Source organism: Microbulbifer mixtoriginis (SeqCode), assembly GCF_052468275.1.
Genome location: NZ_CP174341.1, coordinates 4,751,953 through 4,768,309 on the forward strand (window position 1 = coordinate 4,751,953; position 16,357 = coordinate 4,768,309).

The window sequence follows — 16,357 nt, forward strand, 5'->3', positions numbered from 1 at the left end:
TATCATCTCGGATATTCGCCGCGAGGAATACTCCATGGGACAAGGTGTCCTTGAAATCAATGACTGTGGTTTAAGAGTTTTTATCGATACCACGGAAGTTCTGGAAAGCCCCGGTATTGCGGTAATTGAACCGGGACGTATTCACATAGGCACCGCAGCGCAAATGCGTGCCCGCAGTCACCCCACCCAAGTCAACAACCAGTTTTGGCGAAGGCTGAGTTTAGAATCTTTAAAGTCAACCAACCAGCGCTGCCGCCACCATGCCGATCTTGCCTACTGCCACTTACAAGAAATATCCGAACACTGTGATCTTCCCGAAGAACTGGTGCTAGCAGTACCAGGCAATTTTACTCGCGAGCAATTAGCGCTGTTACTCGGGATTATTAAAGAAAGCAATATGAATGTGGTTGGCCTGGTTGACTCTGCCAGTGCTGCTATTGGTGACTTGGCCCCCGCTGGATTGCAAATGCATGTAGAACTGCAACTACATCAAACTCTCGTTTCCCGTATTTCGGTGGATAACCAAGCCACCGTAAAATCATCGGAGAGTGTTGCAGATGCAGGCCTATGTCATTTTCAAGAGGCCTGGGCAAGAGTTTTCACGGATGCTTTCGTTATGCAGTGCCGTTTTGATCCACTGCACTCTGCAGAATCCGAACAGCAACTCTATGATTTGATGCCCCAGTGGGTCAGCCGCGCAATGAGTCAGGGGGAAGTTCTTGCAGAGTTAGATGATCGTACGGCAAAAATATCTTTGCGCCAACTTCAGGACGCTACAGCTCCTATTCTTTCCCGTGTTCGGGCAATGATTGAAAACCTTGCAGATAGTGGCAGTGTGAGCTTTATATCCCATCGCTGGGCAGAAATTCCCGGTGGTCTGCAGATAGCCCAGCGTATGCACCTTCTATCCAGGGACAGCACTGCCCAATCTATTAAGAATCGCTGGAAAGAGTTGCGCAGTCCTGACTCTGCTTTGCGATTAGTGAGCAGTGTCAGAGCCGCCCCAGAAAGTGAGATCAGCCTGCATTTAGAAGCACCTTCAGAAGCCGTAGCCACACATCTTTTATATGGCCATCGCGCCCTTGCCGCACAACAGCCACTATTTGTTTTCTGGCACGAAGATAAATTTCAGGTTACTCCCACCCCTCCTGAGCACCCAGCAGCAACGGTTACCAACCATTCGGGGCGTCTTGCGTTAAGAGTAGATGCGGGAATTCGTCTGATGCTTAACGGTGAGGAAATTGCAGCACCGGTTAACCTAAACGCCGGAGATAAGATCGGAATTGCGGATCGCCATGACGTCATAACTGCAATCAGTGTGGAACGCTATGAGACGTAAACAGCGTCGCTTTTCTACCTTCAGCTTATCCTTTCTAGACATCATGTCCTGTGGATTTGGTGCGGTTGCACTGATTTTTCTAATTATTAAGCATGGCTCCGATCACGAAATCGAAGTAGAAACTGAGGACTTGAGCGCTGAAGTCAACCTGCTACAAGAAGAAGTTGAAATTGGGGAGGAGCACCTTGTCTTGGCGCGCAACACCTTGGATATCGTCAGCGATGAACTAGCAGAGGCACAAGGACTTGCACATCGTATACTCGAACAAATAGAGGAGGTAAAAGGCAATATTGCCGAAGTGGACAGTATTGATGAAAAGGAAGACATAAAAAGATTACAAGACAAACTCAAAAAATTAGAACAGGCCAAAAAGGACTTAGAGGAAGAAAATAAGAAGCTCGGTAACAATGTGCGCAAATATAGTGGAGATGGTGACCGTCAGTATCTTACAGGGCTTCGACTTGGTGGTAATCGTATCCTGATTTTACTTGATGCCTCTGCTTCAATGCTCGGTGATGAACTTATCAAAGTTATTCGCGCCCGCAATATGTCATCAAGGGTTAAACGTCAGACAGAAAAATGGCGTCGGGCCATAAATACCGTTTCCTGGCTCACCGCCCAGTTACCACCAGACAGTCAGTACCAGATCTATACTTTCAATACATCTTTTCGCGCCGCAATCACCGGGACGGAAGATCGCTGGCTCAATGTAGATGATCGTGACCAGTTGGATAAAGCAATCAAACAATTGGATGAAATCGTGCCAGAAAATGGCACTAGTTTAGAAAGGGTATTCAATGCCATTCACGCCATGACACCTTTACCCGATAACATTATTTTGATCACCGATGGCCTGCCTACACAAGGTATGAAGCCACCCAGAAGTGCCACTATCTCAGGTAGGGAACGCCGTAATTTATTCAAACGTGCGGTGAAAGTGCTTCCCAAGAATGTTCCGATCAATATCATTCTCACTCCAATGGAAGGCGACCCTTTCGCGGCCAGTGAATACTGGAAACTGGCTATGCAAACTCAAGGATCTTTTCTCGCCCCATCAAGGGATTGGCCATGATTGGTTCTTCAAAGAAAAAACGCCAAGAAGAATTCAGCATCTCCTTTCTCGATGTCATTTGCTGTGGATTTGGCGCTATTGTATTGCTGTTAATGATTGCCAAAACAGCCGAGCCCATTGTATTGGAAGAAGCGGAGATAGATCTGGAGGCTCAGGTTATAGAGCTTCAAGAACAAATCGCAGAAATTCGTGGTGAAACCACCGTCCTCAACCGGGACCTCAACGCCAAGCGCGAGCAGATTGACATTGAGCGCAAGCGCATTGCCAATCTACGTGGAGAACTTCAAGCTCTGCAGGCCGTCTACGCCAGTAAAACGGAAGGACAAAGCCAGGAAGGCAAGTTGAAGGGTAAATTGACTATCGCTCTTCAGACGATGACCGAAGAAATGCGTCGCCTACTCGGCGAAAACTACCAGCGTAAAAATAATGTCATAGGTGGTATACCAGTCGACAGTGAATACATTCTTTTCATTATCGACACCTCCGGCAGTATGTTTAACTATGGTTGGGACCGCATGATGGCGGAAATGGTCAATACTTTAGACCTGTATCCCAACGTCAAAGGTATTCAGGTAATGAATGACATGGGGGATTACATGTTTTTCAATTACCGCAACAAGTGGATCCCCGATACCCCTGGACGTCGCCAGGCGATCCTCCAACGATTAAAAACATGGAACCCTTTCAGTAACTCTAGTCCTGTAGAGGGCATACAAAAAGCCGTGCGTAGTTTCTACGATCCCAGTAAAAAAATTAGCATCTATGTATTAGGTGATGAATTTACAGGGAAATCAATTCGCAATGTCATGTTGGCTGTGGATCGAGTCAATGCCCAACATGGAGAGGGAAAACGCAATATTCGCATCCACGCAGTAGGGTTCCCAATACAGTTTTCCAGGCCTCCGCATTTGCAAACTACCGGATTACGTTTTGCCGCGCTGATGAGAGAACTAACCTATCGTAATGGTGGCACTTTTGTTGGACTTAATGATTTTCGCTAGCTGATTGTTATCAGGAGTCATGCATGAAGCACAGTATAAAGGAGACACCCACATTTCATCTGGCGATTGTGGTTTTTCTCTCTCTAATGGTTACGGCCTGCTCCCATACGGTTCAGGTTGAAGGAAACTATCCCGCCCCTGTAGGTCATCAATTTCCACTCTCAGTGGGTATCTATCTGAGCGAGGATTTCAAAAATTATACCTATCAGGAGGATAGTGAGGACCGAGAGGAATGGAAAATAAATACTGGCAGAGCACAGGGAAATCTATTTGAAACAGTTCTCCGCTCTATGTTTGTCAATACTATCTCACTTTCTGAATACCCTAAGGATGTCCCCGCTAATGTTGAGCTTGTTATAGTTCCGGAAGTCCGTGAACTTCAGTTCACCATGCCCAGAGAAACAAGAGTCAATATTTTTGAGGTGTGGATCAAATATGATATGAACGCCTATGACTCCCAGGGAAACCAAGTTGCCAACTGGGTGATAACTGCTTACGGTAAAACACCAACCGCCTTTTTACAGTCCCAAGAGCAGGCCTTAACCCAGGCAATCAATATTGCTCTTCGCGATGCAGGTGCAACCTTATATACAGGTTTCGAAAAGGTTCCCGAGCTACAGGCATTTCTCTCTGGCAGGATTAGATCTGCATCATTACAGGAATTTAAAGTAAAGTCCCCACAGGCTGAATAGAGGGTTTCATCGTGTTCAAGCCATTAATTGTTATATCCCTGCTCATCCTTAGCGGATGCACCACTGTAGTTATTGATGAATACAGACGTAGCGATGGTGAACTTGCGGCTGGGGATTCCGTGGTGATATTAGGGCGTCGCCATTCCAGTGATTACGAAACGGAACCCAATCTTATCGACTGTGTCGGTAGAGAATTACACAACCCTGAGATGGGGGTTAATATTATTCCCGAAAAAGAGTTTGTTGATCTTATGTATCCCTGGTTCGAGCCAAGAACCGCCCCCATGCATGTGCGTTCACTCGATCGCCTTATGGAAAACAAAGAGGTCCGTGAACGAATGGAGTCTTATGGGGTGAAATACATCGTCTGGATAGACGGCTCCACAGAAACCACTGCCAGTGCCGGCTCTATAAGCTGCACGATCAGTACTGGCGGAGCTGGTTGTTTCGGTTTCGGTACCTGGGATAAGGAATCTGATTATGAAGCATCAGTATGGGATTTTCGCGATCGAGAGCTGTCCGGAAAACTGAGCGCAGATGCCAAAGGCACATCTTATATGCCCGCCATCGTAATACCAATCCCCCTGATCGCACGGGTACAAAACAATGCTTGCAAAGGGATGGCCGTGCAACTACAGCAATTTTTGGTACCCGCAGCAGGCACCAGTTCTTAAACAATAAATAAGTAGGGAGGCAGGGTTAATGCAAAATTTCTTTCGGTGGTACATCTTTTTATTGGTCCTTGTATGTACTGCATGTGCTTTCAACCCGGCCACCAACCGACCCGATCTGGTCTTGATGTCCGAGGATAAAGAGATTTCTATCGGCAAAGAAATGCATGAAAAGCTGATCGAAAGCACCCCTATCTACCAGGATCCAGTACTCACCGCCTATGTTGACCACGTAGGGCAAAAAGTAGCGGCAGCCAGCGATAGGCCCGACATCAAGTATCACTTCACGATTATCGATAGCCAGGATATCAACGCTTTTGCCCTACCTGGAGGCTATGTATATATCAATCGCGGCCTGCTGACTTACCTTCACTCCGAAGCAGAAATGGCAGCTGTGCTCGCCCATGAGATCGGCCATATCACTGCACGCCATGCCGTTCGTCAAAAAACTGCTGCCACTGGTGCCAGTGCCGCATCAGTATTATCTGTATTGGTAACAGGCAGCCGCGTTGTTGGTGATGCAGCAAATCTCTGGAGTACTGCTGCGGTGAAAGGTTATGGGAGGGAAATGGAGTTGGAGGCAGACCGCTTTGGTGCGCAGTATATGTTCAAAGCCGGTTATGATCCCACCGCAATGCTCAATGTAATTGGCATACTAAAAGATCAGGAAATCTTCGCCCGCAGACGGGCGCGTGTGGAGGGTAAAAAACCGCAGACATATCATGGCGTTTTTTCTACTCACCCACGCAACGATATTCGTCTACAGGAAGTAGTCAAGGCCGCAGGTACCCTACCTGAAGAGAGCAAGGATGTTAAAGTAGCCTATTACCGTGAAAAAACTGATGGTCTTGTTTACGGTGATAATGCCAGGCAATCCAATAAAAATCGTTTTAATCATAAACGTTTAGGCTTCTCACTGCTGTTTCCTGATGGTTGGACAGTAGCCAATCAACGCTCCTCCATCGTAGGCACAGCTCCTGACCAATCAGCAACAATTACGATTAAGGTCGCTAAGCGTGAGGGGAATCAACCCGCAGATATGGCCTTGCGTGAGCAGTACGATTTACGCAAGCTGGAACAAGATGAAAAACTAAATCAATACCGACTAGAGGGACACACAGGTAAAGTCCCACCACTTGAAAAGAATAATATTGATCTAGATCGAGTTGCAATTATCTACTATGGCAGCCGTCAATTTATGCTGGAAGGTAAAGTGGCCAATGCATCATCGCAGAAAAAGGATGATCTTGAACATTATGACACACTATTTTTAACCAGTATTCGCAGTTTCAGACCCTTGCGGGAAACCGATATTGTAGAGAAGGATATAAGACGACTGCGCTACGTAAAAGCCACAGAAAAAACTACCTTTTCCTCCCTGGCACGACACATGGAAATTGGTGAATATGCTGAGGAACAGCTGCGACTTCTCAATGGTTATTATCCTCGGGGCGAACCAGAGCCCGGTGAATGGATCAAAATAATCCAGTAAAAAAGCTACCACCTTTGAATTATTCTTGGCATTTGTAGCAATATTCTGTATACCTGAGAAATACCGTATGGAAAATTAAATAATAACTTACGGAATTCACTATACGTGCAGAATTTTTCATTCTCCATAGAGACCCACTGGTCTACCTTACTCACAATTGAAGAACACTCTATGCCAGTAACATCAGTGGTGTATGGATACTTTAATTAAGTGCATAGAAACATATTCACAACTTATGCACAGCACTATGTATTCTTTTTATTCTTCATTCATAGCAAGGCATAAATATCGATCCGCACAACTCTATATAGATCAAGTGCTAAAAACCATAATAATAGGAGCTTTAAATGAACGGCATGATGATGCAGTCACAACTTACCCTAACCGGTATCATGCAGCACGCCTTGAGTAATTCACCCAATAGTGAAATTGTCTCCATTACTAAGGATAATCCTCAGTTTCGCTACACCTACAAAGAGGCCTTTAAACGCTCTGCCCAACTTGCCCAGGCCCTAGCCAGACTTGGAGCTAACAATGGAGATCGTATCGGCACTCTGGCCTGGAATGACCATCGTCATTTTGAACTCTACTATGCGACTTCCTGTAGCGGATTTGTTTGCCATACCATCAATCCACGCTTATTTCCTGAACAAATTCATTATATTGTCGAGCATGCCGAAGATCGCTGGCTGTTTATCGACCCAATGTTTGTTCCGCTTATTGAAAAAATGGTTGATAGACTCAACAGCGTAGAGGGTTTCATCGTTTTAACCGACAGGGCTCATATGCCCCAAAGCACTCTACATAATTACTACTGCTATGAAGAGCTTCTCGATAATCATTCTGGCGATTTCCACTGGCCGGAACTGAATGAGCAAAGTGCCGCCGCTCTATGTTATACCTCCGGCACCACAGGGAACCCTAAGGGAGTCCTCTACTCTCACCGAGCAATGACACTGCACACCTACGGGGTACTAATGCCCGATGTCTTCGCCATACGCCGCGATGAAGCCATCCTTCCCGTAGTGCCCATGTTTCATGTTAATGCTTGGTCCATTCCCTACGCGGCACCTGCTGTTGGCGCTAAGTTAGTTTTACCAGGCCCTAAAATGGGTTGTGGTGAAACGCTTAGTAGACTTATACAACAAGAGTCAGTCACCATCGCCGCTGGCGTGCCCACCGTTTGGCTAGCACTTCTCAAATATTTGCGTGAAAGTGGAGAAAAGGTCTCTAGCTTGAACCGTGTGGTCGTCGGCGGCTCTGCCTGCCCTTGGAGTATCATGGAAGAGTTTGAAGAAAAGCATGGTGTCTATACCCATCATGCCTGGGGTATGACAGAGATGAGCCCACTTGGTACCTACAATGCCCGCATAGATGAATATTTACCTAAGAATGAAGCCAAGGCCCTGCGCCTGAAGCAGGGCCGTGCGGGGTTTGGAGTAGAAATGCGAATTGTAGACCCTCTCGGCAGCCCCCTTCCTCACGATGGTATTGCTTTTGGCACACTACAGGTAAGAGGCCCTTGGGTTTGCGAACGCTACTATAAAGCCGAAGAGTCTGCGCTCACGGTGGACGGATGGTTTGATACCGGCGATGTGGCCACTATAGACTCTTTAGGCTATCTGACCATCACCGACCGAACCAAGGATGTGATTAAATCTGGGGGAGAATGGATATCTTCCATTGAGCTTGAAAATTTCGCTATAACCCTTGATGGAGTTGCCGAGGCAGCAGTTATAGGTGTCGCTCATGAAAAATGGGCCGAACGGCCACTATTGATCGTGGTGCCAGAGACCGACGGAAAGCTCGAAGCCAAGCAGATTCTCGCCGCTTTTCACGGGCGCTTCGCAAAATGGTGGATTCCTGATGACTGTATTATCACCTCAGAAATCCCCCATACCGCTACGGGAAAAATTAGCAAGAAAGACTTGCGGCAGCAATTTGCACAACACCTCTGGCCTCAAGAAGTATCAGTATAAATTGCCATCAGAAAGGCAAGCATCTTAGCAACCAGTTCAACCGGGCAATAAGCCCGGTTTGCCACTTGAAACCGTTGAGCAAATCTAAATGCCCTATGGTTCACACTATATTTAACCACTTTAGCATTGATATATCTCTGTCATATTCTTTTGCTAGAAAGCTTCCCACACTTATTTGGGATCTCTTGCAAATGTTCAAAAGAATTCTGTCTACCTTATTACTCATTGGCTCTGCCAGTGCAAATATCACCTGTGCTGAAAACAGTACCGCTGGAGCCGAATCCCCCTTGGTTATCGCTCATCGTGGTGCCTCTGCTTACTTACCAGAGCACACTCTCGAAGCAAAGGCCATGGCCTATGCTATGCGACCAGATTATATTGAGCAGGATCTGGTTCTTAGCAAAGATAATCACCTGATCGTGATGCATGATATCTACCTCGATAGCACCACCAATGTTGCAGAGATATTTCCTGGACGAGCTCGTGAAGATGGGCATTACTACACTATCGATTTCACGCTGGAAGAATTAAAAAAGCTCCGTGTTAGCGAAGCTTTCTCAATAGGCGAGGATGGGCCTCAGGCAAAATATCCGCATCGCTTCCCCCTATGGAAATCCAGTTTTCAACTATCCACTTTCGAAGAAGAAATAGAACTCATCCAGGGTTTAAATAAATCCCTTGGATATAAAATTGGTATTTATCCAGAAATAAAAAAACCATACTTCCACCACTGGGAAGGAAAAGATATCGCCACAATCGCTTTGCAAAAACTTAAGGAATACGGCTATAGCGACAAACAACAAAAAGTTTTTTTACAGTGCTTCGATGCAGAAGAGTTACAACGTATCAAGTTTGAACTAATGCCCGCCATGGGGATGGATCTTTCCCTCGTTCAGCTTATTGCTGCAACCAGCTGGGGGGAAAAACTGATTGAGATTGATGGCATAATTCAAAATTATGATTACGATTGGATGCTGGAGCCTGGCGGCATGCGCAAAATCACCAGCTATGCCGATGGCATCGGCCCTTGGTACCCCATGTTAATAGAAGTTGAGGATGGTAAGCCAAGGGCCAATAATATCGTCCGCCGTGCCCATCGCAGGGATCTCCAAGTTCACCCCTATACTTTTCGCGCCGACCCGGAGAAGCTTCCAGAGGAATTCGATAGTTTTAACCAATTCCTCCACTTTGCCACCTACCAACTGCGCGTCGATGGAATTTTTACTGACCAGCCCGATCAAGCTGTCAATTACCTTTCCCGCCCTCACCATAGAAAACGCAGATATTAAGCAAACAAAAAAGTAGCCGCATCAGCGGCCACTTTTTTAATCAAACTTTGAGAAATCTGCAGGGCGCTTCTCCATAAAGGCAGTAGCCGCCTCTTTAAACTCCTCAGAAGTGAGGCGGTCCTGGAAATGGCGACCCTCCTCCTGAATAATCTCCAAACCCTTTTCCTGGGTTGCGCGACGCAATAACTGCTTGGAAAGCCGCACGGCAGCCGGTGCCTTCGCCGCTAGCTCAGCGGCCACCTCTCGGGCCCGAACAATCGCCTGCTCCGGCTCCACCGCCGCATTACAGATACCGATCTCCACAGCTTCCTGAGCACTAAACTTTTTGCCCAATAGCAATAATTCCGATGCTTTTGCGTGGCCGGCAATACGAGGCAATAAGTAACTGGAACCATACTCAGGGCATAACCCCAGGTTGACAAACGGCATTTGGAACAGGGCATCATGTCCGGCAAATGACAGATCACAGTGCAACAGCATAGTGGTACCGATACCCACTGCAGGGCCATTCACTGCTGCAACCACTGGCTTGGGAAAGTTGTAAAGTGCGCTCATAAACTGGAATACCGGAGACTCCTCACCCTCTGCAGAGCCACCGAGAAAATCTGTCAAATCGTTGCCACTGGTAAAAATGCCCTCGGCACCAGTGAGAATAACTACGCGGATTTCACTATTATTGACTGCACTATTGAGCAACTCTGCCATGGCAGTATACATAGCCATAGTCAGTGCATTTTTGCGCTCAGGGCGATTGATGGTTATTTCCAGGATACGCTCGTTTACCTGGGCCTGAATTTCCGCACATGCGCTTTGCATAATGTTCTCCGGGTTCGAATCATTTAAGACTGATAGACAGCCGCAGCGGCCAAAAAAACAGAGCTGTGAGTAAACGCAGAGCTTCTGATAGTGCTTCCGGAATACTAATAGGATCTTGGCCTAAGTGTGCAACCACAAATAAACAGATTTCCGTTGATTAGCGCGAAATTTCTATGCCTTTCCCAAGGGAAACCACTTTTATCTTATTAGTTAGCACAAAAGGCTTGATAACCGGGTGTATAGCCGCGAGCCGCCTTTGACAGGCGATTAATATTAACGACTATAAGCCCAGAGGCGAGTTCATAACCAACCACATTCGTTGACGGGAATAACCCGGTGGCTCATAGATCACCGAGCTATTCTTTCAGGGCACTTGTTAGGGCTTTAGCGCGGACTCTCTACGCAGAGGCTGGCACATACAGTGAACACCACCACCTCCGGGAGTAATCATGGAGATATCCGGATCAATTACCTCAAGACCATGAGCCCGACACTTCTCCGCGAGGCCAGTATTGGCTTTGGGTAGCATCACTCGGTCATTCCCCAGGGCCACCACATTAACTCCCAGTTCAAGTACTTGCGGGAAAGGAATATCGATAATCTCTATATTGCGACTCTTAAACCACTGCACCAGCTCCGGCTCGACGGCATCAACACAGATGGCCGCAAGCTTTTCCGCCAGCATTGCCACCATAACATCGATATGCAGGAAGAAGGGGTCAAACTGGTAGCCCTTTACCTCCCAACCCTCCTTCTCTACCCAGCTCTTCATCTGCGCAAAGCCCTGAGGACTGGTGCGCTCACCAGAATAACCGCACAGAATCACTCCCGGCTCAAGCACCATAAAGTCACCACCTTCCAGAGAGCCGGCGGTGATGACATCATAAATGGGGATATCCAGTTCCGCATACTTCTTAACGATAGGGGCCCACTCCCCCCGGCGCCAAGGGCTAAACATTTGCGTAACAATAGGTCCCCAGGGCGTCATTACCGAAGAATCACGTCCGTAGATCTGATAGGGCAAGCTGCTGTCTGCCGGAATCAAATGGGTAGTCACTCCCGCATGGCGATAGGCATCCAGCATTTCTTTATGCTGCATCTCAGCCACTTTGTGATCGAACTGCATGCCTAAGCGTTCAGCTCGGCGTGCACTGGCATTTCCCGTTCGCCAGCTGAAGTTATCCACCGGCCCGATGAGTACATCGCGCAATACGCCGTACTCCGAGTCCATTCCCCAGTTAGTCAGTGGAGCTGTACCACCGTTATCCTTGCGGTACTTCAAGGTAAATTCACTCATGATCAACCTAAATCTATTGATAGGAACCCAGCCAACCTTTTAGGCTTACCAGGCGTTCTTATTGCATATTGGCTAGTAAGGATAATCAGCCCGCTTCGGCGCTATTTAACATGGCGTGCAACAAAACATTACAGCCCGCTTCCAAGTGGCCTGGCTCAGCCGACTCTGCTTCATTGTGTGAAAGCCCCCCGGCACAGGGAACGAAAATCATAGACACGGGTGCAACCCGCGAGATATAGACCGAGTCGTGCCCAGCTCCAGAAACCATCTTACGATTGCTATAACCCAGGTTTTGTACCGCACTGTCAACCGCCTCAATACAGTCTTTATCAAAAGCCACCGGTGGTGAGAACCACTCTTCGCGTACATCGATGACAACACCGCTGGCCTCTTGCGCCTGCTCGGCTACCCGGTAGAGAGTGCGGTGTAAATGCTCCAGCCCCTCCGGTGTTGGGTGGCGTAAATCCAATGCGAGCACTACTTTTTCCGGTACGGTATTGCGGCTACCCGGTTCTGCACGCAAGTCGCCACAGGTAATCCGGGCATCCTCGGAGTAAGCCTTCACTTCCCCATATAGTTTCTCGCACAGCCACGCCATGGCCTGGACAGGGTCGCGACGATCCTCCATTGGGGTGGGCCCTGCATGACAGGGGGTACCAAAGAAGGTCACATCGTACCAGCGGATTCCCTGCACCCCGGTAACGACTCCAATCACTTGATCCTGTTTTTCCAGAATAGGTCCCTGCTCAATATGCGCCTCAAAGGCCGCTTTGATAGGTGCCGGCTGGACCGGTTCAGGACCTAAATACCCAATACGCTCCAGCTCCTGGCCAATGGTTATGCCAGATTTATCCATGCGGCTGTGGCCATAATCGAGGCTAAACTCCCCCGCCCAAACACCGGATCCGACCATGGCTGGTGAAAAGCGAGCCCCTTCTTCGTTAGTCCACACCACCACTTCCAGGGGTGCCTTGGTTCGAACCCTACCCTCCTCAAGGGTGCGCAATACTTCGAGGCCGGCCAGCACACCGTAAACTCCATCAAACTTGCCGCCAGTGGGCTGGGTATCCAGATGCGATCCTGTAATCACTGCGGGGAGGTCATTGTCGGTACCGGAACGGCGAGCAAAGATATTCCCCATGCGATCCACGCGAATTTCACAACCGATTTCCCGGCACCAGCGTACAAACAGGTCGCGCCCTTTACGATCCTCATCAGTCAGAGCCTGCCGGTTACAACCCCCAGCAGGAGTTGCACCAATTTCAGCCATTTGCATAAGACTTTGCCAGAGACGTGTGCCATCAATACGCAATTGTTGTGCGGGGTTTTCCATTCAAAAAGCTCCGGGCCTGATATTGAGGATCATATTAATCACTTTGGCAAAAGTTATGTTTTGATCCTTACAGATTAAAGAGAGCATTATTTCGCCGTTGATCAAAACTCGACCAGAATTTACCAAATGACTCTCACTTATAGCTCATACTTGAAAATAGACGAGCTGCTAGGGTGCCAGAAGCCCCTATCAGATGGCTCTAAGCACGATGAACCTCTGTTTATTGTGAAACACCAGAGCTTCGAGCTCTGGTTTAAGCAGATGTTACATGAACAGAGCTTCCTGGTATGGCTCTTCAGTTGACCGCGCCTTACATCCCCTTAAGCGAGTGGGTAAAATTTACCGCACGCTGATTCAATAAGTGGATATTCTTGAAACGCTGACACTACTGGAATTCTTATCCTTCAGGGACCGGCTCTCAACCGCTAGCGGCTTTCAGTCATTTCAGTTCTGCGAGATAAAGGTTCTGATTGGTATCTATCACAATGATCCCCTGCTGAATGAGATCTGTGAGGGCTGCTCGATATCGACTGTTCTTTACAACAATAATGGTAGAGCGAAGGATGGAAGCAAAGCAGGCACTGGCGGATCGGCCATGAGCGGGCAAAAAGCAATTTTTACCGTTTGCCTTTCCTGCGCTATTGAAGGCTCCCGTTGCGGGGTCTCAGTAATTAGCAGCAGGCATAAAAAAAGCCAGCATATTGCTGGCTTTTTTTATGCAATGCGAAGGCTCGCTCGCTTCTCTCTGGTTTACTTCTCGAAAGGCACCAGGGAAACTTGAATAGCCGGATTCACTTCCTTAGCAGCATCCGCGATCTGTACATAAGTATCCGCACTCGACTTGTTATGCGCACGTACAATCACAATAGCTTGAGGGTTCTCGGCATACAGCTGCGCGATACGGGCACGAACAGCGCGACTATCAATACGGCTACCAGCAAGACTGATCTCATCGTTGGCGTTCACAACCAGCAGGATGTTTTGCTTATCTGAATCAGGCGGGTTGTCCTGGGTCTGGTTCGGATCAGGCACATTTACGTCCAACGCTTTCTCTTTTACAAAGGACGCCGTTACGATAAAGAAGATCAACATGATGAACACTACGTCCAGCATGGGCGTTAGGTCGATATCCGCCTTCTCTTCTTCTACGGCCTTTCCGCGTCGTCTACTCATAAAACACCGTGCTGTTATCAAATACCAAGGGTGCCGGTTTAACCGGTCTCATCTGGTGGGCAAGATTGCCGCGAATCGCCAGGCATTGCAAGTACAACCTATAACCAATAGAAATAACCCTTAAAAATCAATAAGTTAAGAAAGCCAACTGAATAATCAGATCATTTTTTGATCGAAAGATCCGACTATCGCTGCTGCAGATAACGCTGGTAATCCGGTACCTCCCGGTCAAACTCACGCTCCATTAGGGTCGACTGAACAATCATGTCTGCACTACTCGAATTGCAGGCCACGGGTATATTCCAAGCAGCAGCAATACGTAACAGTGCTTTGACATCTGGATCGTGAGGCATAGGCTCAAAGGGGTCCCAGAAAAAGACTAGCAAGTCTACCTTGCCTTCACTGATTCGGGCTCCAAGTTGCTGATCCCCCCCTAGGGGACCGCTCAATAGCTTCTCTACTTTGAGACCGGTAGCTTCCTCTATCTTACCGCCAGTTGTGCCCGTAGCCAGAAGACTGTGCTTCTCCAGAAGATAACGGTGACGAAGACACCACTGTATCAAGGTCCCCTTGCGGTTGTCGTGGGCGACCAGGGCGATCCGTTTACTCGCGGGTAACGCCTTAGAGATAAATTCCATAAGGACCTCAATAAAAAGTAACTCTTCTATATTATCTCAATCACACGGAAGTTGTTCCCTCTACTCCACCCCACGAAGTATTAAGGAATTGCTCCCCACAGAAGTAGGTTCACCTCGGTATAATGGTGAAAACCTCGTACCTAAGTAAGGAGAGAATATGAGTGTAGGAGCCTGGGAGCCACAGGTGAGTGGCCGGCAAGAAGAAAACCAGTGGGAATTCGACCGGGATCAATTGCAGAGGCTTATCAGTGTTGCCGCCTCTGAAAACAGCCTAAGCGCAAATCTAAATAAAGATGACTTAAAGGCCTCAAAGCTGATTCGCCTGCCGTCACAGCAATGGTTAGAAGAGAGCCAACACTGGGACAACGAGCAGTTATGGCAACTCATACGCTTCTTCACCCTTGCAGAAATGGAACTGACCGGCTGGGATGCCGGGGCAGAGTCTGCTGTCATTCCCCTGGCCAAAGAGCTGCGCCAACGCAAAGCACCATTACAAAAAGAACAACTTCTCTGGATTCGTCAACACTCCAATAACCGCTACCTTCCCTACGGGCCACTGTAACCTTTAGATACCAAGACACGGTGATAGAGCCGCAATTCCTTCCTCTATCACCAAAGTCTCTGCTTAAGTTATCAACTCTTTATAAAGAAGAATCCATCTCCAAGCGCTATTAAGATAGCTTGAAAACTTTCAGCTAATTCACCGCAATCGCCATCACTATCAGAAACCACTGCAAGGGAATATCTTGTTAACCTAGAATTCTCTGCCCAGCATTAAACTGAGCCCCCTAAGGCTATTCATAGCAATGCCTACTTAGGAAGCATACTTTTAGCTCCAGGAAGTGATGACTCTACAAAAGACTCAACCTGTCACTAGATAACAAAGAATTTACTTTAAAGCCTTCATTATCCCAGTTACCCAAGTGAATGTTCTTGAGCGTTTTAACACTCAGCAAATACCCACTAACTTTTTGATACTTAGTTAACAGACCAGTTGAGTTAGTCTGCAACAAAGCGATTAGTTCCTACGACTATTTCAAGATAGCCACAAACACTCAAAACTCAACCAGAATTCAGATCGGCTGTTGGCATCAATGGGAAAATTCTTGGCCAATATCCAGCTTAACCACCGAGCTTTTCTCTTAACTCACCTAAACAGAGTAATATCCCCATAAATAAAGAGGCTATCTAATTAATCAAAGCCTACATGTACACGTATAAGAAGTGCCTTACTGATCCGCGACGGCTCAGCTGAACCTTGAAGGCGTTGTACATCACTAACCTCTCGCAGGTGCAGGATAGTAATATCCACGGCTTTCGAAGTTCTTCTGTTAGACAGTGCATCCAGACTAGAAGCCCATGAAAAGAGTGGGCATTTCTCCAGAGCCAGCCACTACTTTTACTCCACTTAAGAAGCCAGAGCTTTTAAGGCATGGTTAGAGTCACTTTCACTATAGTGAAAACAGTATTCAGCCACATTAACTCAGCGCGGTAGGGTTACATCTGATAAAGACTGCAATGATTCATAGTCGCAGGCTCCGAGCTTAAGCATTTGTCGATAACAG

The 16,357-nt window shown here is 47.5% G+C and carries 16 protein-coding genes; 11 read left to right on the forward strand and 5 right to left on the reverse strand.

The annotated features are described in order from the left end of the window. Positions 1 to 34 precede the first annotated feature (34 nt). The 8 genes from ACJJIC_RS20745 (at position 35) to glpQ (ending at position 9,535) form a co-directional block, all read left to right on the forward strand. Complete coding sequence (locus tag ACJJIC_RS20745) at positions 35 to 1,339, forward strand: hypothetical protein (RefSeq protein WP_445357773.1); 1,305 nt, start codon at positions 35 to 37, stop codon at positions 1,337 to 1,339. Beyond that, the gene (locus ACJJIC_RS20750; RefSeq protein WP_445357774.1) at positions 1,329 to 2,411 is read left to right on the forward strand and encodes a VWA domain-containing protein; all 1,083 of its coding nucleotides are present in this window, start codon (positions 1,329 to 1,331) and stop codon (positions 2,409 to 2,411) included. Before ACJJIC_RS20745 ends, ACJJIC_RS20750 begins: the two co-directional genes overlap by 11 nt. Further along, the gene (locus ACJJIC_RS20755) at positions 2,408 to 3,412 is read left to right on the forward strand and encodes a VWA domain-containing protein (RefSeq protein ID WP_445357775.1); all 1,005 of its coding nucleotides are present in this window, start codon (positions 2,408 to 2,410) and stop codon (positions 3,410 to 3,412) included. Before ACJJIC_RS20750 ends, ACJJIC_RS20755 begins: the two co-directional genes overlap by 4 nt. Before the next feature lie 23 nt (positions 3,413 to 3,435). Next, positions 3,436 to 4,104, forward strand: a complete 669-nt coding sequence (locus ACJJIC_RS20760; RefSeq protein WP_444908699.1) for a hypothetical protein — start codon at positions 3,436 to 3,438, stop codon at positions 4,102 to 4,104. An 11-nt stretch (positions 4,105 to 4,115) separates the two neighbouring features. Beyond that, the gene (locus tag ACJJIC_RS20765) at positions 4,116 to 4,778 is read left to right on the forward strand and encodes a hypothetical protein (protein WP_444899086.1); all 663 of its coding nucleotides are present in this window, start codon (positions 4,116 to 4,118) and stop codon (positions 4,776 to 4,778) included. Positions 4,779 to 4,806: 28 nt separating this feature from the next. After that, positions 4,807 to 6,267, forward strand: a complete 1,461-nt coding sequence (locus ACJJIC_RS20770; RefSeq protein ID WP_445357776.1) for a M48 family metalloprotease — start codon at positions 4,807 to 4,809, stop codon at positions 6,265 to 6,267. A gap of 347 nt (positions 6,268 to 6,614) precedes the next feature. Continuing rightward, on the forward strand, positions 6,615 to 8,246 hold the full coding sequence (locus ACJJIC_RS20775) for a long-chain-fatty-acid--CoA ligase (protein ID WP_444908697.1): 1,632 nt from the start codon (positions 6,615 to 6,617) through the stop codon (positions 8,244 to 8,246). Positions 8,247 to 8,437: 191 nt separating this feature from the next. Further along, positions 8,438 to 9,535 carry a glycerophosphodiester phosphodiesterase gene (gene glpQ, locus ACJJIC_RS20780; protein ID WP_444908696.1) on the forward strand — a complete coding sequence of 366 codons (1,098 nt, stop codon included), beginning with the start codon at positions 8,438 to 8,440 and terminating at the stop codon, positions 9,533 to 9,535. A 36-nt stretch (positions 9,536 to 9,571) separates the two neighbouring features. Here glpQ and ACJJIC_RS20785 read toward each other — a convergent pair whose 3' ends face one another. The 3 genes from ACJJIC_RS20785 to ACJJIC_RS20795 all read right to left on the reverse strand — a co-directional run bounded on the left by ACJJIC_RS20785 (position 9,572) and on the right by ACJJIC_RS20795 (position 12,981). Next, positions 9,572 to 10,351, reverse strand: a complete 780-nt coding sequence (locus tag ACJJIC_RS20785) for an enoyl-CoA hydratase (RefSeq protein ID WP_252084561.1) — start codon at positions 10,349 to 10,351, stop codon at positions 9,572 to 9,574. Between the two features lie 376 nt (positions 10,352 to 10,727). Further along, a complete protein-coding gene (locus tag ACJJIC_RS20790) occupies positions 10,728 to 11,648 on the reverse strand; it encodes a dimethylarginine dimethylaminohydrolase family protein (RefSeq protein ID WP_252084560.1) in 921 nt (306 codons plus the stop codon). An 85-nt stretch (positions 11,649 to 11,733) separates the two neighbouring features. Continuing rightward, positions 11,734 to 12,981 carry a Zn-dependent hydrolase gene (locus tag ACJJIC_RS20795; protein ID WP_444908695.1) on the reverse strand — a complete coding sequence of 416 codons (1,248 nt, stop codon included), beginning with the start codon at positions 12,979 to 12,981 and terminating at the stop codon, positions 11,734 to 11,736. A 126-nt stretch (positions 12,982 to 13,107) separates the two neighbouring features. On the opposite strand from ACJJIC_RS20795, the gene ACJJIC_RS20800 reads away from it, so the two are divergent. Continuing rightward, positions 13,108 to 13,284: a tryptophan 2,3-dioxygenase family protein gene (locus ACJJIC_RS20800; RefSeq protein ID WP_444888016.1), complete on the forward strand. Its 177-nt coding sequence runs from the start codon at positions 13,108 to 13,110 to the stop codon at positions 13,282 to 13,284. Positions 13,285 to 13,342: 58 nt separating this feature from the next. Then, complete coding sequence (locus ACJJIC_RS20805) at positions 13,343 to 13,762, forward strand: tryptophan 2,3-dioxygenase family protein (protein ID WP_444938344.1); 420 nt, start codon at positions 13,343 to 13,345, stop codon at positions 13,760 to 13,762. Here ACJJIC_RS20805 and ACJJIC_RS20810 read toward each other — a convergent pair. Continuing rightward, positions 13,732 to 14,154 carry an ExbD/TolR family protein gene (locus ACJJIC_RS20810; RefSeq protein ID WP_252084556.1) on the reverse strand — a complete coding sequence of 141 codons (423 nt, stop codon included), beginning with the start codon at positions 14,152 to 14,154 and terminating at the stop codon, positions 13,732 to 13,734. The genes ACJJIC_RS20805 and ACJJIC_RS20810 overlap by 31 nt on opposite strands. A gap of 185 nt (positions 14,155 to 14,339) precedes the next feature. Beyond that, positions 14,340 to 14,792, reverse strand: a complete 453-nt coding sequence (locus tag ACJJIC_RS20815; protein WP_444883759.1) for a methylglyoxal synthase — start codon at positions 14,790 to 14,792, stop codon at positions 14,340 to 14,342. A gap of 157 nt (positions 14,793 to 14,949) precedes the next feature. On the opposite strand from ACJJIC_RS20815, the gene ACJJIC_RS20820 reads away from it, so the two are divergent. Further along, entirely contained in the window at positions 14,950 to 15,354 is a 405-nt protein-coding gene (locus ACJJIC_RS20820; protein WP_444938343.1) for a hypothetical protein, read from the forward strand. The last annotated feature ends 1,003 nt before the right edge of the window (positions 15,355 to 16,357 follow it).

Bases quoted from the DNA above. Each gene is read 5' to 3' on its own strand.
- ACJJIC_RS20800 (WP_444888016.1), top strand. From the start codon at position 13,108: ATGACTCTCACTTATAGCTCATACTTGAAAATAGACGAGCTGCTAGGG.
- ACJJIC_RS20760 (WP_444908699.1), top strand. From the start codon at position 3,436: ATGAAGCACAGTATAAAGGAGACACCCACATTTCATCTGGCGATTGTG.
- ACJJIC_RS20750 (WP_445357774.1), top strand. From the start codon at position 1,329: ATGAGACGTAAACAGCGTCGCTTTTCTACCTTCAGCTTATCCTTTCTA.
- ACJJIC_RS20795 (WP_444908695.1), bottom strand. From the start codon at position 12,981: ATGGAAAACCCCGCACAACAATTGCGTATTGATGGCACACGTCTCTGG.
- ACJJIC_RS20785 (WP_252084561.1), bottom strand. From the start codon at position 10,351: ATGCAAAGCGCATGTGCGGAAATTCAGGCCCAGGTAAACGAGCGTATC.
- ACJJIC_RS20775 (WP_444908697.1), top strand. From the start codon at position 6,615: ATGAACGGCATGATGATGCAGTCACAACTTACCCTAACCGGTATCATG.
- ACJJIC_RS20790 (WP_252084560.1), bottom strand. From the start codon at position 11,648: ATGAGTGAATTTACCTTGAAGTACCGCAAGGATAACGGTGGTACAGCT.
- glpQ (WP_444908696.1), top strand. From the start codon at position 8,438: ATGTTCAAAAGAATTCTGTCTACCTTATTACTCATTGGCTCTGCCAGT.
- ACJJIC_RS20815 (WP_444883759.1), bottom strand. From the start codon at position 14,792: ATGGAATTTATCTCTAAGGCGTTACCCGCGAGTAAACGGATCGCCCTG.
- ACJJIC_RS20810 (WP_252084556.1), bottom strand. From the start codon at position 14,154: ATGAGTAGACGACGCGGAAAGGCCGTAGAAGAAGAGAAGGCGGATATC.
- ACJJIC_RS20755 (WP_445357775.1), top strand. From the start codon at position 2,408: ATGATTGGTTCTTCAAAGAAAAAACGCCAAGAAGAATTCAGCATCTCC.
- ACJJIC_RS20820 (WP_444938343.1), top strand. From the start codon at position 14,950: ATGAGTGTAGGAGCCTGGGAGCCACAGGTGAGTGGCCGGCAAGAAGAA.
- ACJJIC_RS20745 (WP_445357773.1), top strand. From the start codon at position 35: ATGGGACAAGGTGTCCTTGAAATCAATGACTGTGGTTTAAGAGTTTTT.
- ACJJIC_RS20770 (WP_445357776.1), top strand. From the start codon at position 4,807: ATGCAAAATTTCTTTCGGTGGTACATCTTTTTATTGGTCCTTGTATGT.